19 protein-coding genes are annotated in these 21,987 nt (G+C 70.7%); 7 read left to right on the forward strand and 12 right to left on the reverse strand.

The window, feature by feature from the left end:
* Positions 1–99: 99 nt before the first annotated feature.
* From LMH63_RS01190 to LMH63_RS01200, 3 genes are all read right to left on the reverse strand, one after another.
* Positions 100–735, reverse strand: a complete 636-nt coding sequence (locus LMH63_RS01190; RefSeq protein WP_109676278.1) for an SPOR domain-containing protein — start codon at positions 733–735, stop codon at positions 100–102.
* Positions 736–737: 2 nt separating this feature from the next.
* A complete protein-coding gene (gene argS, locus LMH63_RS01195) occupies positions 738–2,498 on the reverse strand; it encodes an arginine--tRNA ligase (RefSeq protein ID WP_109676276.1) in 1,761 nt (586 codons plus the stop codon).
* 333 nt (positions 2,499–2,831) lie between these two features.
* On the reverse strand, positions 2,832–5,015 hold the full coding sequence (locus LMH63_RS01200; protein WP_109676274.1) for a primosomal protein N': 2,184 nt from the start codon (positions 5,013–5,015) through the stop codon (positions 2,832–2,834).
* 80 nt (positions 5,016–5,095) lie between these two features.
* Here LMH63_RS01200 and LMH63_RS01205 point away from each other — a divergent pair, with 80 nt between their 5' ends.
* Together LMH63_RS01205 and LMH63_RS01210 are read left to right on the forward strand one after the other, a co-directional pair.
* Positions 5,096–5,686 carry a DNA-J related domain-containing protein gene (locus tag LMH63_RS01205; protein ID WP_158280287.1) on the forward strand — a complete coding sequence of 197 codons (591 nt, stop codon included), beginning with the start codon at positions 5,096–5,098 and terminating at the stop codon, positions 5,684–5,686.
* A gap of 316 nt (positions 5,687–6,002) precedes the next feature.
* On the forward strand, positions 6,003–6,584 hold the full coding sequence (locus tag LMH63_RS01210; protein WP_109676270.1) for a TIGR02444 family protein: 582 nt from the start codon (positions 6,003–6,005) through the stop codon (positions 6,582–6,584).
* A gap of 47 nt (positions 6,585–6,631) precedes the next feature.
* On the opposite strand, the gene LMH63_RS01215 is transcribed toward LMH63_RS01210, so the two are convergent.
* The 4 genes from LMH63_RS01215 to LMH63_RS01230 all read right to left on the reverse strand — a co-directional run bounded on the left by LMH63_RS01215 (position 6,632) and on the right by LMH63_RS01230 (position 10,433).
* Entirely contained in the window at positions 6,632–7,069 is a 438-nt protein-coding gene (locus LMH63_RS01215; protein WP_109676269.1) for a hypothetical protein, read from the reverse strand.
* A 435-nt stretch (positions 7,070–7,504) separates the two neighbouring features.
* Positions 7,505–8,998, reverse strand: a complete 1,494-nt coding sequence (locus tag LMH63_RS01220) for an NAD(P)(+) transhydrogenase (Re/Si-specific) subunit beta (RefSeq protein WP_109676268.1) — start codon at positions 8,996–8,998, stop codon at positions 7,505–7,507.
* Positions 8,995–9,303 carry an NAD(P) transhydrogenase subunit alpha part 2 gene (locus tag LMH63_RS01225; RefSeq protein WP_109676267.1) on the reverse strand — a complete coding sequence of 103 codons (309 nt, stop codon included), beginning with the start codon at positions 9,301–9,303 and terminating at the stop codon, positions 8,995–8,997. Before LMH63_RS01225 ends, LMH63_RS01220 begins: the two co-directional genes overlap by 4 nt.
* Positions 9,303–10,433 (reverse strand): Re/Si-specific NAD(P)(+) transhydrogenase subunit alpha, encoded by a 1,131-nt coding sequence (locus LMH63_RS01230; protein WP_109676266.1) that lies wholly within the window; start codon positions 10,431–10,433, stop codon positions 9,303–9,305. Before LMH63_RS01230 ends, LMH63_RS01225 begins: the two co-directional genes overlap by 1 nt.
* A gap of 560 nt (positions 10,434–10,993) precedes the next feature.
* On the opposite strand from LMH63_RS01230, the gene LMH63_RS01235 reads away from it, so the two are divergent.
* Both LMH63_RS01235 and LMH63_RS01240 read left to right on the forward strand, forming a co-directional pair.
* Complete coding sequence (locus tag LMH63_RS01235; RefSeq protein ID WP_109676523.1) at positions 10,994–11,566, forward strand: HNH endonuclease; 573 nt, start codon at positions 10,994–10,996, stop codon at positions 11,564–11,566.
* 161 nt (positions 11,567–11,727) lie between these two features.
* A complete protein-coding gene (locus tag LMH63_RS01240) occupies positions 11,728–12,597 on the forward strand; it encodes a fructosamine kinase family protein (RefSeq protein ID WP_109676264.1) in 870 nt (289 codons plus the stop codon).
* Positions 12,598–12,853: 256 nt separating this feature from the next.
* Here the strand turns inward: LMH63_RS01240 and LMH63_RS01245 are convergent, their stop codons facing one another.
* Positions 12,854–13,606 carry an MlaA family lipoprotein gene (locus LMH63_RS01245; protein WP_229332685.1) on the reverse strand — a complete coding sequence of 251 codons (753 nt, stop codon included), beginning with the start codon at positions 13,604–13,606 and terminating at the stop codon, positions 12,854–12,856.
* A gap of 105 nt (positions 13,607–13,711) precedes the next feature.
* Here LMH63_RS01245 and LMH63_RS01250 point away from each other — a divergent pair, with 105 nt between their 5' ends.
* On the forward strand, positions 13,712–14,707 hold the full coding sequence (locus tag LMH63_RS01250; protein ID WP_109676262.1) for an RsmB/NOP family class I SAM-dependent RNA methyltransferase: 996 nt from the start codon (positions 13,712–13,714) through the stop codon (positions 14,705–14,707).
* A 219-nt stretch (positions 14,708–14,926) separates the two neighbouring features.
* On the opposite strand, the gene LMH63_RS01255 is transcribed toward LMH63_RS01250, so the two are convergent.
* Together LMH63_RS01255 and ubiD are read right to left on the reverse strand one after the other, a co-directional pair.
* The gene (locus LMH63_RS01255) at positions 14,927–15,940 is read right to left on the reverse strand and encodes a CDP-6-deoxy-delta-3,4-glucoseen reductase (protein ID WP_109676260.1); all 1,014 of its coding nucleotides are present in this window, start codon (positions 15,938–15,940) and stop codon (positions 14,927–14,929) included.
* Positions 15,940–17,418, reverse strand: coding sequence for a 4-hydroxy-3-polyprenylbenzoate decarboxylase (gene ubiD, locus LMH63_RS01260; protein WP_109676258.1), 1,479 nt, complete (start codon positions 17,416–17,418; stop codon positions 15,940–15,942). The genes LMH63_RS01255 and ubiD overlap by 1 nt, the downstream gene beginning before the upstream one ends.
* Positions 17,419–17,862: 444 nt before the next feature.
* Here ubiD and LMH63_RS01265 point away from each other — a divergent pair, with 444 nt between their 5' ends.
* Both LMH63_RS01265 and LMH63_RS01270 read left to right on the forward strand, forming a co-directional pair.
* Positions 17,863–19,206 carry a sigma-54 dependent transcriptional regulator gene (locus tag LMH63_RS01265; protein ID WP_109676256.1) on the forward strand — a complete coding sequence of 448 codons (1,344 nt, stop codon included), beginning with the start codon at positions 17,863–17,865 and terminating at the stop codon, positions 19,204–19,206.
* Positions 19,207–19,247: 41 nt separating this feature from the next.
* Positions 19,248–20,312, forward strand: a complete 1,065-nt coding sequence (locus LMH63_RS01270; RefSeq protein WP_158280286.1) for a transporter — start codon at positions 19,248–19,250, stop codon at positions 20,310–20,312.
* A 266-nt stretch (positions 20,313–20,578) separates the two neighbouring features.
* Here LMH63_RS01270 and LMH63_RS01275 read toward each other — a convergent pair whose 3' ends face one another.
* Together LMH63_RS01275 and LMH63_RS01280 are read right to left on the reverse strand one after the other, a co-directional pair.
* Entirely contained in the window at positions 20,579–21,253 is a 675-nt protein-coding gene (locus LMH63_RS01275; RefSeq protein ID WP_109676254.1) for a hypothetical protein, read from the reverse strand.
* Between the two features lie 6 nt (positions 21,254–21,259).
* Complete coding sequence (locus LMH63_RS01280; protein WP_109676252.1) at positions 21,260–21,967, reverse strand: C39 family peptidase; 708 nt, start codon at positions 21,965–21,967, stop codon at positions 21,260–21,262.
* Positions 21,968–21,987: the final 20 nt, after the last annotated feature.

Consider the following 21,987-nt stretch of genomic DNA (forward strand, 5'->3'; position numbering starts at 1 on the left):
AGCGCTGCGTCATCGAAAAGCGTAGGGCGGTTCGGCGGCGGTCTTTGAACTTTGAACTTCGAACTTTGAACTTCGAACTATCCTGCTCCGGGCCGGAGGTTAACCTCCGGCCCGGAGCAGGATCGCCTCAACCTCATTCTCCGCCAGCCGCTCCCGCACCCGGTTGATCTCCTCGCGGTCGCTGTAGGGGCCGATGCGGACTCGGTGCCAGGTTTCGCCGCCGGGGAGCTCGACCTCCTGGATTCTTGCCTCGACCCCGAGCAGGGCGAGGGTGGCCTTGAGGCGGTCGGCGTCGTCGAAGTTGCGGAAGGAGCCCGCCTGCAGCAGGTAGCGTTCGCCGGAGCCATCGGCGTTGCCCGTTGCCGGCTCCGGAGGCGCCGAGGCCGGCGTGTCGTCGGTTCGGGCGGTGCGCTCGGGGGCCTGGGGCACCTCCACCTCCTGCTCCGGCAGCAGCTTGTAGAACTCGAAGCGCGGGCCGTCGTCGTCGCCGCTGGTATCGCCGCTCGCGGCGCGGTCGGCAGCGCCCCCGCCGGCGCCGTCCTCCGGCGGGGCGAGGAGCTCGCCGATCGGGTCGCGGGCCTCATCGGCCGGCCGGCTGCCCTCCAGGTGCACCAGAAAGGCGATGAACAGACCCACCGCCAGGCCGGACAGTCCCCACACCCAGCCCGGCAGCGCGCCGCCGCTACCGCCGCGGCCCTTGCTGGCCTGGCCGCTACTGCGCTTGCGGCTCGCCACGGTTACATGCTCTCCGGTGCGGAGACGCCGAGGATGCCGAGGCCGCTTCGGATCACCTGCCGGGTGGCGAGGATCAGGTTGAGCCGCGCGTCGCGCAGGCCGGCGTCGTCCACCAGGAACGTGTGGGCGTTGTAGTAGGTGTGGAAGGCGGCGGCGAGCTCGCGTAGGTACTGGGCCACCTGGTGGGGCTCGTGGGCGAGCGCCGCGGCCTCGATCACCTCCGGATAGCGCCCGAGCAGGCCGAGCAGCTGCTGCTCGTGGTCCTCGGTGAGCCGGGTCGCGGCGGCGGCACCGTTGTCCGGGTCGTGGTTGAGGCCCCGCTCGGCGAGCTGGCCCAGAACGCTGCAGATCCGGGCGTGGGCGTACTGGACGTAGTACACCGGGTTGTCGTTGGACTGCGACTTGGCGAGGTCGAGGTCGAAGTCCAGGTGCTGTTCCGGACGGCGCATGGCGTAGAAGAATCGCGCGGCGTCGTTGCCTACCTCGTCGCGCAGCTCCCGCAGGGTCACGAACTCGCCGGAGCGGGTGGACATCTGCAGCCGCTCGCCGCCGCGGTAGAGGATGGCGAACTGCACCAGCCGGAAGCTGAGCCGGTCAGGGGCGAGGCCAAAGGCCTCGAGGCTCGCCCGCACCCGCGCCATGTAGCCGTGGTGGTCGGCGCCGAAGACGTCCACGGCGCTGTCGAAGCCGCGGGCGAACTTGTCCAGGTGGTAGGCGATGTCCGAGGCGAAGTAGGTGATCTGGCCGTCGGCCCGGCGCACGACGCGGTCCTTTTCGTCGCCGTAGCGGCTGGAGCGGAACCACAGGGCGCCATCGGCCTCGTAGACCTCGCCGCGGGCCTGGAGCTGCTCCAGGGCGCGGCCGACGGCGCCGGATTCCACCAGCTCGCGCTCGGAGAACCAGCGGTCGTAGTGGACGCCGAATTCCGCCAGGTCGGCGCGAATGTCGCCGAGGATCGCGTTGACCGCGGCCTGCAGCACGTCCCGATAGCCGGCTTCTCCAAGGCGCTCCCGGGCGGCGCGCACGAGGGCATCGATGTGGCGCTCCTTGTCGCCGCCCTGGGCGGCATCGGGGGGCAGCTCCGCCGTCAGCGCCGCCCCGTCAAGCCGGTAGCGCTCGCCGACGCGCTCCGCGAGGGTGGCGGCGATGTCGCGGATGTAGTCGCCGCGGTAGCCGTTGTCCGGGAAGCGCACCGCCTCGCCGAAGTGCTCCAGGTAGCGCAGCAGCACACTCACCGCGAGGATGTCCATCTGCCGGCCGGCATCGTTGACGTAGTACTCGCGCTGGACGCGGAAGCCCGCCGCCTCGAGCAGGCTCGCCAGCGCCGCGCCGAAGGCGGCACCGCGGCCGTGGCCCACATGCAGGGGCCCCGTGGGGTTGGCGGAGACGAACTCCAGCAGCACGCTCTGGCCGCGGCCGGCGTTGCAGCGGCCGAAGGCCTCGCCCTGGCGGCGGATGTCCTCGAGCACCGCGGTGCCCGCGTCGGCGGTCAGGAAGAAGTTGATGAATCCCGGGCCGGCCACCTCGACCCGCGCCACGTACCGGTGCGCCGGCAGCGCCGCCACCAGCGCCTCGGCGATCTGCCGTGGTGCCCGCCGCGCCGGCCGTGCCAGCTGCATGGCCAGATTGCTCGCATAGTCGCCGTGCTCGCTGCCGCGCCCGCGCTCGATCTGGATCTCGGGCTGGACGTCGTCAGGCAGCCCGCCCTCGGCCCTCACGGCCTCGAGCGCCTGCCGCAGCAGTTCGGCAAGTTGTTGTTTCATGGGCCTGAGCGGGTTCGGTGGCGAAAGGGGCGCCTATTATCGCTGCGCGTGCAGCGAGTTCAAAGGCTCGCGTTCCGAGTTCCGAGTTCAAAGTTCAAAGTTCAAAGTTCAAAGCTCAAAGGCCGAAGGGGCGCGCCGGAATCGTGGCGATGGTGCGTGGGCCGCGGTGGTCGCAGGGGATTCGGTGCGAGGGCGCACCTCCTGCACGCTCTGCTGCCCCCGTGGCGGCTGATCGGAGCCTGGTAGGAGCGGCGCCCCCGCCGCGAATCTCCCTGGGGGCATCTGCACGTTGAACCTTGAACTTGCACCTTTGAACTCGGCCCGGCAGGGCCGCTAGAGCGTCTCGACCGGATCCACGTCGATCGACCAGCGCACGCGCCTGGCCTCCGGCAGTGCCGCCACCCGGGGCAGCCAGACGTCGAGCAGAGCGTGCAGGTCGCGGCGGGCGTCGGCCTGGAGCATGAGCTGGGCGCGGTAGCGGCCGGCGCGGCGCTCCATGGGGGCGGGCAGCGGGCCGAGCAGCTCCACACGGGTGGCGGGTGCGGTGTTGCGGGCGGCATCGAGGAAGGCACGGGGGGCGGCTGCTCCGGGGGCCTCGGCGCGCAGCAGCGCGAGCGAGCGCTCCGGCGGCAGACCGGCCGCCTGGCGCTCGGCCAGCGCGGCCTGCGCGAACGCGGGGTAGCCGTGATGGATGAGCGTCTGCAGCAATGGGTGCTCGGGGTGATGGGTCTGGATCAGCACCTCCCCGGGTCGCTCGGCGCGGCCGGCGCGCCCGGCCACCTGCACGATCAGCTGGGCGAGGCGTTCCGGGGCGCGGAAGTCGGCGCCGAACAGACCCTGGTCGGCATCGATGATGCCCACCAGCGTCACCGCCGGCAGGTGATGGCCCTTGGCGAGCATCTGCGTGCCCAGCAGCAGCCGCGCCTCGCCGCGGCGCACCGCCTCCATGCGGGTCTCGAAGCTGCCGCGGCGGCGGGTGCTGTCGCGATCGATGCGCACCAGGCTGGTCTCCGGAAAGGCGGCCTCGAGGGCCGCCTCGACGCGCTCGGTGCCGAGGCCCAGGGGGCGCAGGTCGACGCTGCCGCATTCCGGGCAGTGCCGTGGCAGCGGCTGCTCGCGGTCGCAATGGTGGCAGTGCAGGCGGGCCCGGCCGCGGTGATAGGTGTAGCGGGCGTCGCAGCGCTCGCACTCCGCCATCCAGCCGCATTCGTGGCAGAGCAGGGTCGGCGCATAGCCGCGCCGGTTCAGGAACAGCAGGACCTGGCCGTCGTGGTCCAGATGCTCCCGCACCCGCTGCAGCAGCGGCTGCGACAGGCCCTCCTGCATCGGCCGCCCGCGCACGTCCAGCAGCCCGAACCGGGGCGGGCGCGCGCCGCCGGCCCGCTCGCCGAGGTGCAGATGCCGGTAGCGGCCCCGGCCGGCGTTGGCAAGGCTCTCCAGCGACGGTGTGGCGGAGCCGAGCACCACCGGCAGGTCGAGCCGCTGGGCGCGAATCACGGCGAGGTCCCGCGCCGAATAGCGGAAGCCGTCCTGCTGCTTGAGCGAGGCGTCATGCTCCTCGTCGACGACGATGAGTCCCGGGCGCGCCAGCGGCGTGAATACCGCCGAGCGCGTGCCGATAATCACGTCCGCGACCCCCTCCCGCGCAGCGAGCCAGGCGTCCAGGCGCTCGCCGTCGGCGAGGCCGGAATGGAGGACGGCGAGCCGGCCTCGCAGGCGCCGCCGGAAGCGGGTGAGGAGCTGCGGCGTGAGCCCGATCTCGGGGACGATAACCAGCGCCTGCCGGCCGGCAGCGAGGCAGCGGGCGATGGCATCGAGGTAGACCTCGGTCTTGCCGCTGCCGGTGACGCCGTCGAGCAGCAGGGCGGTGAAGCCTGTTGCGGCGGCAAGGGCCGCCGCCGCGTCGGCCTGCTCCCGGTTGAGCGCCGGAGCGGGGTCTTCGCTGTCGCCCTCGATCAGGCCGTAGTCCCGGCGCTGCACGACCTCGGCCCAGCCGCGGCTGGCCAGGCGCTCCAGCGCGCCGCGGGCGTCGCCGCCCATGCCGGGGAGCTGCGCGGGCCGGAGCACCCCCGCAGCCTGGAGCTCGGCCAGCAGCAGCGCCTGGCGGGGAGCGCGGGCGCGCAGCGCCGTCACGTTGGCGGCGGCGCCGGCCTCGGTGAGCCGCCAGTAGCGTTCCTCGCCGGGCGTGGCCGGCGCGCCCTGGCGCAGCCGGCGGGGCAGCGCGGTGGCAATGCAGTCGCCGAGGGGATGGTGGTAGTACTGGGCGCCCCAGCGGAGCAGGGCGAGCAGCTCGGTATCCAGCAGGGGCGTCTCGTCGAGGACGGTCTCCACCGCGCGCAGCCTGTCGGGCGGCAGCTCGCTCTCCCCGGCATGCCCGGTGACCACGCCCACCACCCGGCGCCGCCCGAGCGGCACCTGCACCCGGGCGCCCACCGGCGGGGGGAACGCCGGTGCCCGGTAGTCCAGCGGACCGGCCAGCGGCCCAGGCACCGCGACCTTGACGACGGCGACGCTCATCGGCGCGGCGTGCCGGTCATCACCCGGGCGGGGCGCTGGCGGCTGTAGCCCGGGCTAGTATCCGCCCCATGACCATGACCATGACCACGACCGTGACCGCGCCCGCCTGCCGTTGGCCCCATCTGCTGGACCCCATTGCCGGCATGCTGCCGCCGCCTCCGGGGGCGGTGGACGAGTTCCGGCTCATCCGCGCGCTGCAGGCGCGCGGCGATCTGGCGGAGTTCCCGGCGGAGGGGCTTGCCACGCCGCTTGCGCTCTATCGCACCCACTTCGTCCTGTTTCACTGCCTGCATCACCTTGATGCTGCCCTGGGCGAGCGCGGTGAGGCGCTCGAGATCCACTGTCTGAGGATACGGCGCCTGGCGCGCCCCGCCGAGGGTCGCCAGCGCCCGGGCTTCGTGGACCCCATGCGCAGCTTCTACCTCGACGGCCGCAATCTCGATGATGTGGACACGGCGCAGGTCGAGCGCCTGCTCGGTGACTTCTGGCGCCGTTTTGCCCGGCGCGACGGGCGCGCCGAGGCCCTCGCCGAGCTCGGGCTGGAGGACCCGGTGACCGACGCCGAGATCCGTCAGGTCTACCGGCGCCTGATGATGCGCCATCACCCGGACCGGGGCGGCGATACCGCCACGGTGCAGCGGCTCAACGATGCCGTCGCCCGGCTGCTCTAGGGAAGCGCTGATCAATTCCCGCGGGCCTCTGCGCTCCAGAGCGGCGGCCTGGCAAGGCGGCGTTCGCAGTGAATGGCCGTAGCCCTTTACAAGAACGCCAACGCAGTCCAGGGCGCCGCTCTGGAGCGCCCTTCGGGGCCGCAGGTCGCGCGCGCAGCCGGCGTTGCGCTGCTTGACTGTACCCCCGGTACAGCGCTGCGCAGCGCGCCTTGTCTGCGCACGCGACCTGCGGCCAGAGGCCCGCGGGAATTGATCAGCGCTTCCCTAGCCCGCGAATCGGTGCGATGAGCGGGCTATTGCCGCTACACTCGCGGCCATGAGCGACACCGATGATCTCGACGCCGCGGCGGCACGCCTGTGGCAGTTCGCCGTCGCCCTCTACGAGATGGAAGGGGTCAAGGCGGCCTGCCTCAGCATCCAGGCCCGTTACGGGATCAGCATCAGCCTGCTGCTGGGGGCGGTCTGGGCCGGTGGCGCCGGCTACGGCCGGCTCGGGGCCACGGACCTGGAGACGGCGATCCGGCGCGGCGTGGAATGGCATCGCGAGATCATCGAGCCCATGCGCAGCCTGCGCCGGCGGCTGCGGCAGGCGCCGCCGAAGGGGCTCGAGAAGACCACCGAGCGTCTGCGCCGCGCGGTGCTGGACCAGGAGCTCGAGGCCGAGCGCATCCAGCAGCGGCTGTTCCTGGAGGATTTCCCGGCCGGCTGCACGGCGGCGCCGGAGCCGGAGCGCTGGCGCGACGCCGCCGCCAACGCCGCGCTCTATACCCGCAAGAGCTGCCCGCGCCCCGAGCGCGAGGCGCTGGACGCGCTGGTGCTGATCCTGCAGACGGCCTTCCCGGACGTCTCAGCCGGTGCCCTGGCCGGCGAGGCCGAGGCGGTGTGGCAGGTGCGCTAGCCCGCCATCTCCACGCCCTCGCTTCGCGAATCGGGGAGAAATGCGGGCTAACGGATCTGGATGCCGCCTCCCGGCACGCCGCCGCCTCCGCCGCCGGGCATGCCCCCGCCGCCGTAGCCGCCCTGGCCACCCAGCTGGTCGGGCGTCATGATCCGTGAGGCCTGCTCGCGCTGCATCTCCTTGAGCTCCTCCATGGTGCGCTCCAGCGACTCCGCAGCCGCCGCCGGGAACTGCGCCATGGCCTCCTCGAGGTTGCTTGCCTCCAGCTCGAAGTTGAGGGGCAGCGCGCCCACGGGGGTCATGACCTGGGTCTGGCCGAGGTAGAGCACCTCACGGCTGCTGTCGTCGCTGCCATCCCGGGTGACCGGCGTCAGGCGCTGAATGGTGCCGATGCGCCGGTCGGTAAAGACTTCCTCGCGATAGAGGCCGTCCGGATCCATCCGCAGCTGCTCAAGGGCCTGCTGCTGCTCGTCGGAAGCGCTCATGGGCTGCTCCTGTGCGATGTCTGCTGACTGTGGCGCCACATGGTATCAGAGCGTCGCGTGCCCGCCTCGATATGCGGCTTCATCGGGCGCTGCTGGTCAACACAACGACACCGCGGACACAACGATTCACAACGCGGGAAGAAGACAACCGCGAAGACGCGAAGGACGCGAAGGATTAGGGGTAGGGATGGCGGTGAGCCATGCCGGAAACGCCAGCCCTCGGCGGCGTGCGTGATGTCCCGTGCGAGGTGGCACACAAGAATGCTTTTGCGCCGTCCTTCGCGTACTTCGCGTCTTTGCGGTTATTCCCTGCCCCTTCCCGCGTTGTGAATCGTTGTGTCCGTGGTGTCGTTGTGCTGAATCCGCCGACGCAACAAAGCAAAACGCCCGGCCGCAGTAGCAGCCGGGCGTTCCGGGGGCCGGGCGAGGTTAAGGTCAGAGGTTCTTGACCGCCTGGACCATGCCCGCGGCCACTTTCTGGCCGTCACCGAAGACCATGCGGGTGTTGTCCGCGAAGAACAGCTTGTTCTCCACGCCGGAGAAGCCGGCGCCGCGGCCGCGCTTGATCACCAGCACGTTCTCGGCGTCCTTCACCTTGAGGATCGGCATGCCGTAGATCGGGCTGTCCGGCTCCTCCTCGGCGGCCGGGTTCACCACGTCGTTGGCGCCGATGACCACGGCAACGTCGGTGGTGGCGAACTCCTCGTTGATATCTTCCATGTCGAAGATCATGTCGTAGGGCACGCCCGCCTCCGCCAGCAGCACGTTCATGTGGCCCGGCATGCGGCCGGCCACGGGGTGGATGGCGAACTTCACCTCCACGCCCTTGTCCTGCAGCAGCTCCACCAGCTCCCAGATCTTGTGCTGGGCCTGGGCCACCGCCATGCCATAGCCGGGTACGATCACCACGCGCTCGGCATAGGCGAGCATATAGCCGGCGTCCTCGGGGGAGACGTCCTTCATCTCGCCCTCGGGCCCTTCGGCGCTGCTTTGCGGGGCCGCGCCGAAGCCGGAGAACAGCACGTTGGCGAGGGAGCGGTTCATGGCCTTGGCCATGAGCTGCGTAAGCAGCGTACCCGCCGCGCCCACGACGGTGCCGGCAATGATCATCGCCGGGTTGCCGAGTACGTAGCCCTCGAAGCCGACGGCGAGGCCGGTGAGGGCGTTGAACAGCGAGATCACCACCGGCATGTCGGCGCCACCGATGGGCACCGCCATGAACACGCCGAACAGCAGCCCGAAGGCGAAGAACGCGACCACCACGGCCAGGCTGTCGGTGAAGTAGGTCATGACGCCGAACAGCACGGCCAGTGCGAACACGGCGACGTTCACGAACTGCTGGCCAGGCACCAGGCGGTTGCGCTGCATGCGGCCGTCGAGCTTGGCCCAGGCCACCAGCGACCCGGAGAAGGCGACGGTGCCGATCAGCGCGCCGAGGATGCCGAGAATCGCGACATCGCCGCCGAGCGCGGTGGCGATGCTGGCGGGCTCCGCGCCCTCGGCGAGCAGCGCCGCCTCGGCGGCGGCCAGGCTGAGCCCCGCGCTCTCGGCCAGCGCCTGCGCCTGAGTCTGCAGGTCCTCCGGCAGGGTGCGCAGTGCGCGCAGCATCTCCACCGCGGCGATGGCCGCGGCCGCGCCGCCACCCATGCCGTTGTAGAGCGCCACCATCTGCGGCATGCCGGTCATCGCCACGCGCCGGCCGGACCACCAGGCGAGGACGCCGGAGACGGCAATGGCGATGATGATCAGCGTGTAGTTGGTGACGCCATGCACCGCGGGATGGACGAAGGTCACCAGCGTCGCCAGGACCATGCCCACGCCGGCCCAAACGATGCCCCGGCGCGCCGTCTTCGGCGAGCTCATGGCCTTCAGGCCGAGGATGAACAGGACTGCGGCGAGCAGATAGCTCGTCTGGACGATGAAGTTCATTCCTGCGCCCCCTTCTTCTTCTCGTCCTTGCTCTTGAACATCTCGAGCATGCGCTCGGTGACCACGTAGCCGCCGACCGCGTTGCCGGCGGCGAGCACCACCGCGATGAACCCGACCACCTGCTCGGCAGCCGTCTCGGCGTGGCCGAGGACCACCATGGCGCCGACCACCACGATGCCGTGGACGAAGTTGGAGCCGGACATCAGCGGCGTGTGCAGGATCACCGGCACACGGCTGATCACCTCGAAGCCGGTGAAGGCCGCGAGCATGAAGATGTACAGGGCCACGAAGCCTTCGATAGCCATCACTTGCCTCCTTCCAGACGCTCGCGGGTGGGGGCGTGGCGGACCTCGCCGTCGTGGGTCAGGCAGCTGTCGGCAAGGACCTGGTCGTCCCAGTCGAGCTGGATCTCGCCGTCCTTCACGATCAGCGCCAGCAGGTTGTAGAGGTTGCGGGCGTACATCTCGCTCGCGTGAGTCGCCGCCATGCTCGGGATGTTCTTCGGCCCGGCGACCACCACCCCCTGATGGGTGATCTCCTTGCCTGCCTGGGTAAGCTCGCAGTTGCCGCCGGTCTCGGCCGCCATGTCGACGATCACCGAGCCGCCGCGCATGCGCTCCACGGTCGCCTTGTCGATGATCTTCGGCGCCGGGCGGCCGGGGATGGCAGCGGTGGTGACCACCGCATCGGCGCTGGCGATGTGGTCGGCGAGCACTTCCTGCTGCTGGCGGCGTTCGTCCTCGGTGAGCTCGCGGGCATAGCCGCCCTCGCCTTCGGCCTTGACGCCGGTCTCGATGAACTTGCCGCCGAGGGACTCCACCTGCTCCTTGGTGGCCGAGCGCACGTCATACGCCTCGACAATGGCGCCAAGGCGTCGGGCCGTGGCGATGGCCTGCAGACCGGCAACGCCGGCGCCAATCACCACGACCTTCGCCGGGCGCACGGTGCCGGCGGCAGTGGTCAGCATCGGGAAGAGCTTGGGGCTCAGCTGTGCGGCAAGCAGCGCGCACTTGTAGCCGGCGATGTTGGCCTGCGAGGACAGAGCGTCGATGGACTGGGCGCGGGTGATCCGCGGCACCAGCTCCATGGCGAAGCTCGTCACCTTGCGCTTGGCGAGGTTGCGGATACGGGAGTCACCCTCATGGGGGGTGAGAAAGCCCAGCAGCAGCGCGCCCTCGGGGAGCTTGCCGGCCTCTTCGACGGTTGGTGGCTGCACCCGGAGGATGATGTCCGCCTTCTCGTAGAGCGCTTCGGCCCCGTCCACGATCGTGGCGCCGGTGTACTCGTCGTCGGCGAAGCCGCTGGCGGCGCCGGCGCCCTTCTGCACCAGGACCTCGACGCCCAGCTTGTCGTACTGCTTGAGGACGCTCGGCACCAGTGCCACCCGGCGCTCGCCGGAGGCCGTTTCCTTCGGCACGGCAACTCGTATGGTCATCAGGTTCTCTCCCGTCTTATTCGTTCAGCGTCGGAGAGCCGGTGGCTGGCAGCGGCAGAGCCGCGCCACCCGGGCATCCAGTATAGGGCAGCCCGTGCGCACCCACGCCTGCGGGGGCCGTCCCCGGGCCGCCGGAACACCCGGCCCGGCGGCGGGGGCGAACCGCGCATTGTACAAGAATGGGACTGGAGCGCATCTAGCCCGCATATCTCACCGGTTCGCGCAGCGAGGGCTCCGCGCTGCCCAACGCGCGGGAGAGCCCGGGCGCGCAGGCGTACGCGACAGTACGTCGAGCACCCGGGCCGAGCGCAACGCAGGACTGTCCGCCATGTCCGCGCCCGCAGCCGTGAATCGGTGGGATATGCGGGCTAGTAGCCGCCGAGCGCCCGCGCGGACCCGGCCGGTTGCGGGTACTGTCAACTCGGCGTAACGCTTGCACCGTACGCTCCGGGTGTGGATTATCGAGAGCGTGACGCCGTTCCCGCGACGGCGTCGCGCGAACAGCGGGGTGAGGCGTGACCACGCTTGATCAGCACATCCTGCGCACCGATGTCTCGGGTATGCCGCTCGAGTGGATCACTTACCAGGACGCGGTGCGGCTCTACTACCTCGATCAGGTGGCGTATACCTGCGGGCGGCTGCTGTACCGCGTGCGCGGTGGCTACAATGCCCTCACCGGCAGGCGCAGCGTGATCGAGGTGAACTCCATCGTCGCCACGGCGGGCGCCGTGCAGGCCACCCTCAAGGGCAACCCTGCCTACATCCCGCCGCTCAACAACGCCACCCTGTTCCGCCGGGACGACCAGATCTGCCTCTACTGCGGCGACTCGCGCCGCGCCAGCGAGCTCTCCCGGGACCACGTGCGCCCCATCAGCCGCGGCGGGCAGGACATCTGGATGAACGTGGTCACCGCCTGCAAGCGCTGCAACAACCACAAGGGCAACCGCACGCCGGAAGAGGCAGGCATGCAGCTGCTGGCGGTGCCGTTCACCCCCACCCACGCCGAGTACGTCTACCTGCAGGGCCGGCGCATCCTGGCGGACCAGATGGCCTTCCTGCGGGCGCACTTCCCCCGCCGCAGCCCCCTGCGGCGCCGCCTCGGCCTCGCCAGCGGCCAGCGTCGGCTGCTCTAGGGCGCGCCCCGGGTTGCTGCTATCGGCGCTCCCGCCCCGCCTCGCACTGCCAGCGCTGATGCCCGCCGCCGCGGGGGTCGGGGTCGGTCAGGTCCCCTGTCAATTCGGCATCGGCCTCCTCGGCTGTCCGCTCAGCTTGCCGCCATTGCGGGTGATCGCCGATGCCGCCTGAGGCCGGGCTGACCGAGGTCGTTGCGGGCGCGCTCGGCGTGTCGACGACGGAGGCCGCGGCCGCGCTGCGCGGGCACGGCGGCACCGGCGTCGTGCACGTGGATGCCCGCGCGGCCTTCCTGAAGTGCCTGCCGCGCGATGAAGGCGAGGCGCTCGCCGCGGAGGCCGACGGCCTCGCGGCCCTGGCCGGCACGCCGGGCCTGCGGGTCCCGGCTGTGCTGGCCTGCGCCGAGGCTGGCGGCCGCGCCTTCCTGCTCACCGAGTACATCGCGCTGCGTCCGGCGCGCGGCGCCGCCAGCGCCGCGCTGGGGGAGGCGGTCGCGGCGCTGCACGCACGCTGCGGCGAGCGCCACGGCTGGCACCGGGACAACTTCATCGGCGCCACGCCGCAGCCGAACACGCCCGATACGCACTGGGCGAGGTTCTATCGGGAGCAGCGCCTGCGGCCGCAGTGGCAGCGGGCCCGGCAGAACGGCGCCGGCGCGGCTCTGCTGCGCGCGGTGGAGCAGGTGATGGAGCGACTGCCGGCGCGGCTCGAAGGTCATCAGCCCGCGCCTTCCCTGCTCCATGGCGATCTCTGGGCCGGCAACGCCGCAGCGGATGCGCAGGGCCGCCCGGTGCTCTACGACCCGGCAGTGCACTACGGCGACCGCGAATGCGATCTGGCCATGGCAGCGCTCTTCGGCGGCTTCGATGCCGATTTCAGCGCCGCCTACGAGGCCGCCTGGCCCCTACCCGAGGGCCACCGGCAGCGCCGTCCCCTCTATCAGCTCTACCACCTGCTTAACCACTTCAACCTCTTCGGCGGTGCCTACGAGGCGAGCGCCCGCCGAGCCGCCGAGGCGTTTCTGGCGGATTGACCCTTCGACAGGGGGGGGGTTAAACACAACGACACAACGGGCACAACGAGGCACAACGAAAAGAGGGGAACGACGCAAAGACGCGAAGGACGCCAAGCGGGACCGCCAAGCAGTTTGTTTTTCAGCTCTTTGCGTACTTTGCGCCTTTGCGGTTTTTCCCTTTCACGTTGTGGACCGTGGTGTCCGTTGTGTCGTTGTGTTTAACCCGGCGCCGGATACAGCAATACGACCCCTCGCAGGCCCACGGTTGCGCGGCCTAATCGCCGCTCTCCAGCTCGTCGAAGAAGTCGCCGTAAGGGTCTTCATCCTGGGGCGGGTTGCCGTCGTAGACCTGCTGTTCCCGGTACTGCAGATAGGCCGACCGGGTGAAGGCGTAGGGGTCAATGGCGGACTCGTCGCGCAGGCGGGCGGCGCGGTCGAGCTGGGCGCGGGTGTTGATGACGTTCACCGCGGTGAAGGCGCCCATGGTCACCGTGTCCAGGGCGACGTAGGTGAGCACGTTGGTGTAGTAGCCCACCGGATAGCGGGTGACGTCGCGGCCGCTGGAGGGCCCGAAAAGGGGCACCACCAGGTAGGGGCGGTTCTCCACCCCCCAGACGCCCAGCGTCTGGCCGAAGTCCTCCTCGCGGGCGGCGATGCCGAGATAACGGTCCGCCGGGTCGAACAGTCCGAGCACCCCCACCGTGGAGTTGACCAGGAATCGCGCCGTGGTGGCCGAGGCGTCGCGGAACTTGCCCTGCAGGAGGTTGTTCAGCACCACCCCGGGGGCGGCGAGGTTGTCGAAGAAATTGCCTACGCTGTCGCGCACGCCCGGCGTGGTGATGCGGGTCCAGCCCCGGGCCGCCGGGGCGAGTGCGTAATCATCCAGGACCTCGTTGAAGCCGTAGACGCCGCGGTTGACGCCCTCCAGCGGATCCGACGGGCCGGTCGAGGGCTCGCCGCCGGTGCTCGCGCAGCCGGTGAGCAGGGCGAGCAGCAGCAGCCATAGCCAGGGCCGGATCGTGCGCACGGCGCTTCCTCCTGCCGGTGAGAACACGGCCCGGTCGGGCCACACGCCGGCGCCAAGCCTAGCAGGCCAGGGCCGCTGGTGGGAGAGACGGTAAACTCCCGCGCCATGCGATCACGACATCAGCCAAGGGACGAGACCGCGCCCGGCTGGCCCTCGGTGCTGCCGGCGCCGCTTGGCGAGCGGCTGGCGACGCTGCTCGGGGCCGAAGGCCGTGCCGCGTGGCTCGCCCAGGCCAGCGCCGCGCCGGTGACGGCCTTTCGCGTCAACACGCTGCTGGCCGATGCCCCGGCGGTCCTGGCGGAGCTGCACGCGGCCGGGCTCGACCCCGCGCCCGTCCCCGGCTGCCCGGGCTGTTTCACCGTGCCGCCCGGCCAGCGGCGCGCACTCACCGAGACGGCGGCGGTCGCCGCGGGTCGGGTCTACATCCAGACGCCCTCCAGCGTGCTGGCGGCGTCGCGGCTCGGGGTGCGGCCCGGGGACGAGGTGCTGGACCTGGCGGCGGCCCCGGGCGGCAAGACCCTGGTGCTGGCCGCGGCGCTGGGCGGTGCGGGGCGGCTGGCCGCCGTCGAGCGCTCGCGCCCGCGCTTCTATCGCCTGAAGCGCAACCTCGCCGCGCACGGTGCGGGCTGGGTACACACCTATCTGAAGGACGGCACGGCGGTGGGGCGCCTCACGCCGGAGCGCTTCGATCGTGTGCTGCTGGATGCCCCGTGCTCCGCCGAGGCGCGCATCCGCTCGGACGAGCCGGCGACCTTCGCCGACTGGGGCCCCCGCCGCCACCGCCGGCTCGCCCGCCTGCAGGGCCGGCTGCTCGCCTCCGGGCTCGCGGCACTCAAGCCCGGCGGCCGCCTGCTCTACGCCACCTGCACCTTCGCCCCCGAGGAGAACGAGGCCGTCCTCGACACCGCCGTTGGCGGCGGCGGCCTGCGCGTCCTGCCCCTCGGGGAGCTCCCCTGCGCGACGCGCCCGGGGCTCACCGAATGGGAGGGTCGCCGCTACCACCCGGACCTCCGGCACGCCGCCCGCATCCTCCCCCAGGGCCCCTGGGAGGGCTTCTTCATCGCCCTGCTGGAGAAGCAAACCCGTATATCCGGGGGCTGATTCCTGCGCCGCTTTCAACACAACGACACCACGGACACAACGAGGCACAACGATAGAGAGGACTGACGCAAAGACGCGAAGGACGCCAAGGCCACCGCTAAGCAGTTTATTTTTCAGCTCTTCGCGTACTTTGCGCCTTTGCGGTTTTTCCCTCTGGCGTTGTGATCCGTTGTGTCCGTGGTGTCGTTGTGTTGAACGCACGCCAGCCCGATCGAAGCCCTACTCAGGCGCCGACTCGAAGGAGTCGTAGAAGAGCCGGGACGGGTCCAGGCCGGCCCTGGCGAAGTCGCGTTTGGCGGCGTTGATCATGGGCGGCGGGCCGCTCATGTAGACGTCGAAGTCGGTGAGGTCCGGGTGCTCGGCGAGCACCTGCTCGTGGACGAAGCCGGTGGCGCCGTCCCAGTCGCCCCCGGGCTTCGGCTCCGAGAGCACCGGCACGTAGCGGATGTGGTCGTTCTCCGCCGCCCACTGCTGCGGCAGCTCGTCCAGGTAGAGATCCTCCCGTGCGCGGGCACCCCGGTAGAGGTGGATGGGGCGTTCGACGCCGATGTGCAGGGCGTGCTCGATGATGCCCTTGACCGGGGCGAAGCCGGTGCCGCCGGCGACCATGATCATTGGCCGGTCGCTATCGTCGCGCAGGTAGAAGTTGCCGAGGGGGCCCTCGAAGCGCAGCAGCGCGCCCTCGCGCATGCCGTCGAAGACGTGCCCCGAGAAGGCACCACCCGGCAGATGGCGCACGTGCAGCTCCAGGCGCTCGTCGTCGTGGGGGGCGTTGGCGAGGGAGAAGCTGCGCCGGCGCCCGCCTCGCAGGAGGATGTCCAGGTACTGGCCGGCGAGGAACGGCAGGCGCGTGCCCGCGGGCAGCCGCAGCCAGAGGCGGCGCACGTCCGGCGCCAGGTCTTCGATGCCGGTGACCCGGGCGGGTAGCTTGCGCGGGATGATGTCCCCGGCCTCGCGTACCTCGCGCACGGCGATCAGCAGATCGCTCTGCGGCCGCGCCTGGCAGAACAGGGCGTCCCCGGCGTCGGCCTCGTCGGCCTCCAGGGCCGGCGGCAGGCCGTCCGGGTAGGCGATCTCGCCTTCCACTACCTGTCCGCGGCAGGTCCCGCAGGTGCCGCCGCGGCAGCTGTAAGGGAGCATCAGCCCGTTGCGCAGGGCGGCGTCGATGACGCTCTCCCCCTCGTTCACCTCGAAGGCGTGGTCACTGCCCTGAATGCGCACCTGATAACCCATTACCCATCGTCTCCTTCCAGTCCGAGCTCCGGCCACAGGACGTCGACGCGGCGCTTGACCGCGTCGTCCATGACGATGGGACGGCCCCATTCGCGCTGGGTTTCACCAGGCCACTTGCTGGTGGCGTCGAAGCCGATCTTGGAGCCGAGCCCGGAGACCGGCGAGGCGAAGTCCAGGTAGTCGATGGGGGTGTTCTCCACCATCACCGTGTCCCGGGCCGGGTCCATGCGGGTGGTCATGGCCCAGATCACGTCCTCCCAGCGCCGGGCGTCGACATCGTCGTCGGTCACGATAATGAACTTGGTGTACATGAACTGGCGCAGGAACGACCACACGCCCATCATCACGCGCTTGGCGTGGCCCGGGTACTGCTTGCGCATGGTCACCACCGCCATGCGGTAGCTGCAGCCCTCCGGCGGCAGGTAGAAGTCCACGATCTCCGGGAACTGCTTCTGCAGGATCGGCACGAACACCTCGTTCAGCGCTACGCCCAGCACCGCCGGCTCGTCCGGGGGGCGGCCGGTGTAGGTGCTGTGGTAGATCGAGTCGTCACGGTGGGTGAGGCGCTCGATGGTGAACACGGGGAACTCGTCCACCTCGTTGTAGTAGCCGGTGTGGTCGCCGAAGGGCCCTTCCGGTGCCGTATCCCCCGGGTGGATATGCCCCTCGAGCACGATCTCCGCCGAGGCGGGCACCTGGAGATCGGAGCCGAGGCAGTTCACGAGCTCCGTGCGCCGGCCGCGCAGCAGCCCCGCGAAGGCGTATTCCGAGAGGGTGTCCGGCACCGGCGTTACCGCGCCGAGCAGGGTTGCGGGGTCGGCGCCGAGAGCCACCGCGACGGGGAATGGCTCCCCTGGCCGGGCGCGCTGCCAGGCCTGGAAATCCAGCGCGCCGCCGCGGTGGGAGAGCCAGCGCATGATCACCCGGTTGCGGCCGATGACCTGCTGGCGGTAGATGCCGAGGTTCTGGCGTCCGCCGTCGGGCCCGCGGGTGACCACCAGCGCCCAGGTGATGAGCGGGCCGGCGTCGCCGGGCCAGCAGGTCTGGATCGGCAGCTCGCCGAGGTCCACCGCCGCACCCTCGCGGACCTGCGCCTGGCAGGGGGCGCGACGGCGCACCTTGGGCGCCATGTCCAGGACCTTGCGGAACACCGGCAGGTTGTTCCAGGCCTCGCGCATGCCCCTGGGCGGCTCCGGTGCCTTGAGGAAGGCGAGCAGGCGGCCGATCTCGCGCAGGGCCTCGGTGTCCTCGGCGCCCATGCCGAGCGCCACCCGCTGCGGGGTACCGAAGAGATTCCCCAGTACCGGCATGCGGTGCTCGCCGGGGCGCTCGAACAGCAGCGCCGGCCCGCCCCGGCGCAGGACGCGGTCGCAGACCTCGGTCATCTCCAGCTTCGGATCGACCCGTGCCGCGATGCGTCGCAGCTCGCCACGGCCCTCGAGCTGCGCCATGAAGTCGCGCAGGTCCCGGTATTCCACCGCATGCTCCCCTGGCTGAACGGACGGCGATTGTAGCCACGCCCCTCTGGCCGCGGCGAGTGCGGTCCGGTTCCCCGGGTTCCATGGATGCAACGCTCGCCCGCCTGTCTCACCGATCCACGCCCGCAGCCGCTGATCGGTGAGCCAGGCGGGCCAGGCATCGTCCGTGACCGGGCTTCGGCGGCGGTCTCCTGATGCCCTGACGCTCCGAGGCGCCGTTGTGCTCGTGACCTGTTCCGCCGGGAGGCGTCGTGCGGTGTTAAGTTGCGGAGTGCGCAAAACTGGGCGGGAAAAGTGTAAAGAATCCGGTACTTGTTTCCGCTTGTCGGCTTAAATGTTTCGTGATGCAAGAAATCGCCTGACATCTGCTATGTAAACGGAAGAGATCGGTAACACGGCGGTGGCCGGCGCCGGAGGGCACCGGGGAGTGATTCCGTGACGGGCATGAGGCTGGCGGTGTTGCAGGGTGCGGGGGACACCGGGCTGGTGGCCGTGGACGCCCTGCGTCCGGAGTGGGATGTTCAGCGCTGTGCCAACCTCAACGAGCTCTCCGCCGCCCTGCATGAGCGCACGCCGCAGGTCGTCCTGTTCCGGGCCGACGAGGCGCTGGTGCCGCTGGAGTCCCTGGAGGGGCTGGTGGCCGGGAGCCCGCTGGTTCAGTGGATCGCGCTGGTGACACCCGAGGAGCTTGAGGACCCACGGGTGCGCCGGCTGGTGGCGCAGACCTGCACCGACTACCAGACACTGCCGCTGGACGCCGTCCGACTGCGCCATACCGTGGGTCACGCGGCGGGCATGGGCCGGCTGCGGGCGCGGGTCATGGAGGGGGTGACCTCACCCTCGGAGCTCGGCCTGGTCGGCGCCAGCCCGGTGATGCTGAAGCTGATGCGCGGGCTGGAGAAGGTGGCCGCCGTGGATGCGCCGGTGCTCGTTCACGGCGAGACGGGCACCGGCAAGGAGCTCGTCGCCCGGGCCATCCATGCCCGCTCGAGCCGCCGCCGCGGCCCCTTCGTCGCGGTGAACTGCGGTGCCCTGCCGCCGACCCTCATCCACTCGGAGCTCTTCGGCCACGAGCGCGGGGCCTTCACTGGCGCGGCCAGCCGGCGGATCGGCCGTATCGAGACCGCCCGCGGCGGTACGGTGTTCCTGGACGAGATCGGCGATCTGTCGGCGGAGCTGCAGTCGCATCTGCTGCGCTTCCTCGAGGAGTCCACCATCGAGCGGCTCGGTAACGGCGATCCCATACGCGTTGACGCGCGGGTCATAGCGGCCACTCACGTGGACCTGGAGGGCGCCGTGGCCGAGGGGCGCTTTCGGGAGGATCTCTACTACCGCCTCAACGTGCTCCGGCTGGACACCCCGCCGCTGCGCGAGCGGGGCGACGACATCGAGCTGCTGGCGCGTTTCTTCTTCCAGCGCTATCGCAGCGAGTCGGCGCCCGGCGTGCGCGGGTTCAGCCGCGAGGCCATCGCTGCGATGCAGCAACATCCCTGGCCGGGAAACGTCCGCGAGCTGCTCAACCGCGTGCGCCGGGCGCTGGTGATGAGCGAGCGTCGCCTGATCGGCGCCGCCGATCTCGGCCTCGATCGCCGGGCCCGACCCCGCCGCCAGGAGACGCTGGAGCGGGCGCGCATCGCCGCCGAGCGCGAGGCGGTGCTTGGCAGCCTGCGCGCCAATCGCAACAACGTCACCCGCGCCGCCCAGCAGCTCGGCGTCTCCCGGGTGACGCTCTACCGGCTTCTGGACAAACATGGGCTGCGCTCCCACGGCGCGGCCGAGGCTCAATAAGCGCCGCGCAGGCGGCGGCCCGGCGACGGAAAGGAGGGGGCATGATCAGGGGGCAGGGAATTGGGGCATGGGCCCTGGCTGCGTCGCTCGCGGCCGGGCTGGCGGGCGCGCAGGAGACGCCGGACGGGCCGGTGGGGCAGGCGCCGCAGGAGGCGGAGCCGGAGCGCCCGGAGGTCGCGGCCATCGCGGACGTCGGCGGCGTCCTCACCCGCGATGGCGCACTGGTCGTAGAGCCGTCGATCCAGCTCAGCAACTCCCAGGTGAACCGGTTCACCTTTCTCGGCGTGGAGATTCTTGAGACCTTCCTCATCGGGGTGCTCGAGGCGGAGGACGTGGACCGCGACGTGATCTCACCGGCGCTGGAGTTCCGCTACGGTGTCACGGACCGCTTCGAGCTGGGGCTCGAGGTGCCCTGGGTTTACCGCGAGGAGCGGCGGGTGGCCCGGATCCCGAACGTGGACACCGGCGAGGGCAGCGCGCCGATCACCCAGGAGCTGGACGGCGACGGCCTGGGCGACGTGTCCGTCTCGGCCCACTGGCAGATCAACCGGGGCGACCGCGACGGCCCGTTCTGGGTGGCCAATCTGCGCTACAAGAGCACCACCGGCGAGGGCCCCTTCGACATCGACTACGACGACGCCGCCATCGAGCAGGAGCTTGCTACCGGCTCGGGCTTCGAGGCCGTGGAGCCGAGCATCACGGTGCTCGGCACCAGCGACCCGCTGGTGCTCTATGCCAACCTCGGCTATCTCTTCAATCTCGAGGACGATGTCAATCGGACGCTGGGCAGTGGTGACCAGGCCCGTCGTATCGGCCGGGTGGACCCGGGCGACGCGGTGCGTACGAGCTTCGGTCTCTCGGTGGCGCTCAACCCGAACAGCTCGCTGAGCTTCGGCTACAAGCACGACTTCATCCGCGAGACGGTCACCGAGATCAACGGCACGGATTTCCGCTCGGAGACGCTGGACGTGGGTGCGCTGCTGATCGGCTACAGCCATTCCCTCGGCCCGCGCCTCGGGGCCGGGGTCAGCCTGGAAATCGGCGCCACCGCAGACGCCCCGGACATCAGCGTGACGTTCCGGTTGCCGTATACGTTCGGGCCGTAATCCGAGGGCGCGCGGTCCGCGGCGTGGTTGAATGCGTCCCGGGCCGTGCCCGGGCGGTTGTGAGGGCGTGTCCCGCGGGACACGGCGTGAATACCTCCCTGTAGCCTCCACTGCGGCATCCCTGCCGCATCGGAGCCCCCAGGGATGGGTTCACGGCGTGTCCCGCGAGTAGGTCGGCAAGCGCGTAGCGCTCGCCGACACACCGGCAGGCGAATCCGCAGGCCGCGCTGAGCGCGGCTGTCGGCGAGCGCTACGCGCTTGTCGACCTACTGTGACAAGGCCCGGCCCAGCGCCCTGGCTCGGACAACGTCCCGGGCCCGGGCGGCGAAGCTGGAGAAGTTGTGAATGCGGAGCTCCAGCTCGACTGCGTGATGGATGCTGCGATTGTCCGCCGTGTTGGTGATGGTCGAGACCACCTGGTGTGGGTTCACGATATGGTCCACGCGGGTCTGGCCGGTGACCGTGCGTCCCGCTGCCACGGGGTTTGCCTCCGTGACCGTCGCCGGGGCGACGCTCCCGCCTGTGGCGACGGCGTTCGGCGTTGCCGAGGCGGCGTCGATGCGGCTCGCGGCCGATTCGCCCGCGCTCTGTGTAGTCACGGTCGGAGCGGTGGTCGCCGATGGTGACGCATCCGTGACCGTGGCGGGCGCCTGCAGTCCGGCCTGCACGAGCCGTTGCGTCATCATCGCCTTGCCTTCGGCCAGACGGGTGATCTGCATCTCCGTCGCGGCGGCGAGGCGCTGATCGATGTAGGTGCGCATGCGCGCCGTCAGGTCCATGCGCAGGCCGGCCACCTCGAGGCCGCCGCGCAGGCCGGCGAGCTCGCCGTCGCTCAGGGCCGTGCGGGGAAAGCTCGCCGCGCTGGCCGTTCCAGCCAGCAGGGCGCCTGCAATGACCAGGGCGGCAAGCCCTGCCGTGGGTCGATATCGCTGACCGTCCATGAACTGCTACCTCCCGAATTCGTTGAGTCCGGGCAGGTCGATGCCGTGCAGCGGCAGCCCGGGGAGCCGGCGACCGGCCGGCAGGGGGGCGTCCGGGCGCACCGCCCAGTCCGCCGGATGATTGAAATGCGCCCGGGCGACGTCGATGCGTCCCCGGGCAGCGAGAAGAATCCCGTTCCAGATGGACTCCATCAGCGCCCTCGGCACCACGGCCAGCCCACCGGCGGGATCTCCCACCAGCACCTCGTCGCCGCGTACGCCCTTGATCACCACGAAGTGCCGGTAGCCGTTGGTGTTCACCAGGGCAATGGCAGGCACACCGATGGCGGCGAGCTGGTCCAGGTCCATGCGGAAGCCGTCCGCCTGGAGTCCGAGGCCGTCCAGATAGCGCTTGAGGTCCAGCATGGAGAAGCCTTCCCGCCGGATCAGCGCCTGGTCGCCGGTGGCGTACATGGCCTCGAAGACGCTGGCCTCGTTGCGGGGGAGCTCGTAGTGATAGCTGAGCAGCGTCGCCACCGCCGCCGAGCCGCAGCTGAAGTCGTACTGCTGGCCCACGACCCGCTGCCAGCGGCGCTCGGTGAGGCTGACGAGCGACGGCGTGCGGGCGAGATCCATGGCCCGCAGGGCCGGTGAGCGGGCATCGCTCGCGTGCGGCACGGACAGCGCCGTCAGCGCCAGGGCGCAAAGCACGATCAGGCCAGACATCCGTGACATGGCGCAGCGCTCCCGCAAGG

The organism is Spiribacter halobius (assembly GCF_020883455.1).
Taxonomy (GTDB): domain Bacteria; phylum Pseudomonadota; class Gammaproteobacteria; order Nitrococcales; family Nitrococcaceae; genus Sediminicurvatus; species Sediminicurvatus halobius.

What these genes read in the sequence shown, in the direction of transcription:
- argS (WP_109676276.1), bottom strand. Translation starts at nt 2,498, where the DNA reads ATGAAACAACAACTTGCCGAACTGCTGCGGCAGGCGCTCGAGGCCGTG.
- LMH63_RS01200 (WP_109676274.1), bottom strand. Translation starts at nt 5,015, where the DNA reads ATGAGCGTCGCCGTCGTCAAGGTCGCGGTGCCTGGGCCGCTGGCCGGT.
- LMH63_RS01205 (WP_158280287.1), top strand. Translation starts at nt 5,096, where the DNA reads ATGACCACGACCGTGACCGCGCCCGCCTGCCGTTGGCCCCATCTGCTG.
- LMH63_RS01210 (WP_109676270.1), top strand. Translation starts at nt 6,003, where the DNA reads ATGAGCGACACCGATGATCTCGACGCCGCGGCGGCACGCCTGTGGCAG.
- LMH63_RS01215 (WP_109676269.1), bottom strand. Translation starts at nt 7,069, where the DNA reads ATGAGCGCTTCCGACGAGCAGCAGCAGGCCCTTGAGCAGCTGCGGATG.
- LMH63_RS01220 (WP_109676268.1), bottom strand. Translation starts at nt 8,998, where the DNA reads ATGAACTTCATCGTCCAGACGAGCTATCTGCTCGCCGCAGTCCTGTTC.
- LMH63_RS01225 (WP_109676267.1), bottom strand. Translation starts at nt 9,303, where the DNA reads ATGGCTATCGAAGGCTTCGTGGCCCTGTACATCTTCATGCTCGCGGCC.
- LMH63_RS01230 (WP_109676266.1), bottom strand. Translation starts at nt 10,433, where the DNA reads ATGACCATACGAGTTGCCGTGCCGAAGGAAACGGCCTCCGGCGAGCGC.
- LMH63_RS01235 (WP_109676523.1), top strand. Translation starts at nt 10,994, where the DNA reads ATGCCGCTCGAGTGGATCACTTACCAGGACGCGGTGCGGCTCTACTAC.
- LMH63_RS01240 (WP_109676264.1), top strand. Translation starts at nt 11,728, where the DNA reads ATGCCGCCTGAGGCCGGGCTGACCGAGGTCGTTGCGGGCGCGCTCGGC.
- LMH63_RS01250 (WP_109676262.1), top strand. Translation starts at nt 13,712, where the DNA reads ATGCGATCACGACATCAGCCAAGGGACGAGACCGCGCCCGGCTGGCCC.
- LMH63_RS01255 (WP_109676260.1), bottom strand. Translation starts at nt 15,940, where the DNA reads ATGGGTTATCAGGTGCGCATTCAGGGCAGTGACCACGCCTTCGAGGTG.
- LMH63_RS01265 (WP_109676256.1), top strand. Translation starts at nt 17,863, where the DNA reads ATGAGGCTGGCGGTGTTGCAGGGTGCGGGGGACACCGGGCTGGTGGCC.
- LMH63_RS01270 (WP_158280286.1), top strand. Translation starts at nt 19,248, where the DNA reads ATGATCAGGGGGCAGGGAATTGGGGCATGGGCCCTGGCTGCGTCGCTC.
- LMH63_RS01275 (WP_109676254.1), bottom strand. Translation starts at nt 21,253, where the DNA reads ATGGACGGTCAGCGATATCGACCCACGGCAGGGCTTGCCGCCCTGGTC.
- LMH63_RS01280 (WP_109676252.1), bottom strand. Translation starts at nt 21,967, where the DNA reads ATGTCACGGATGTCTGGCCTGATCGTGCTTTGCGCCCTGGCGCTGACG.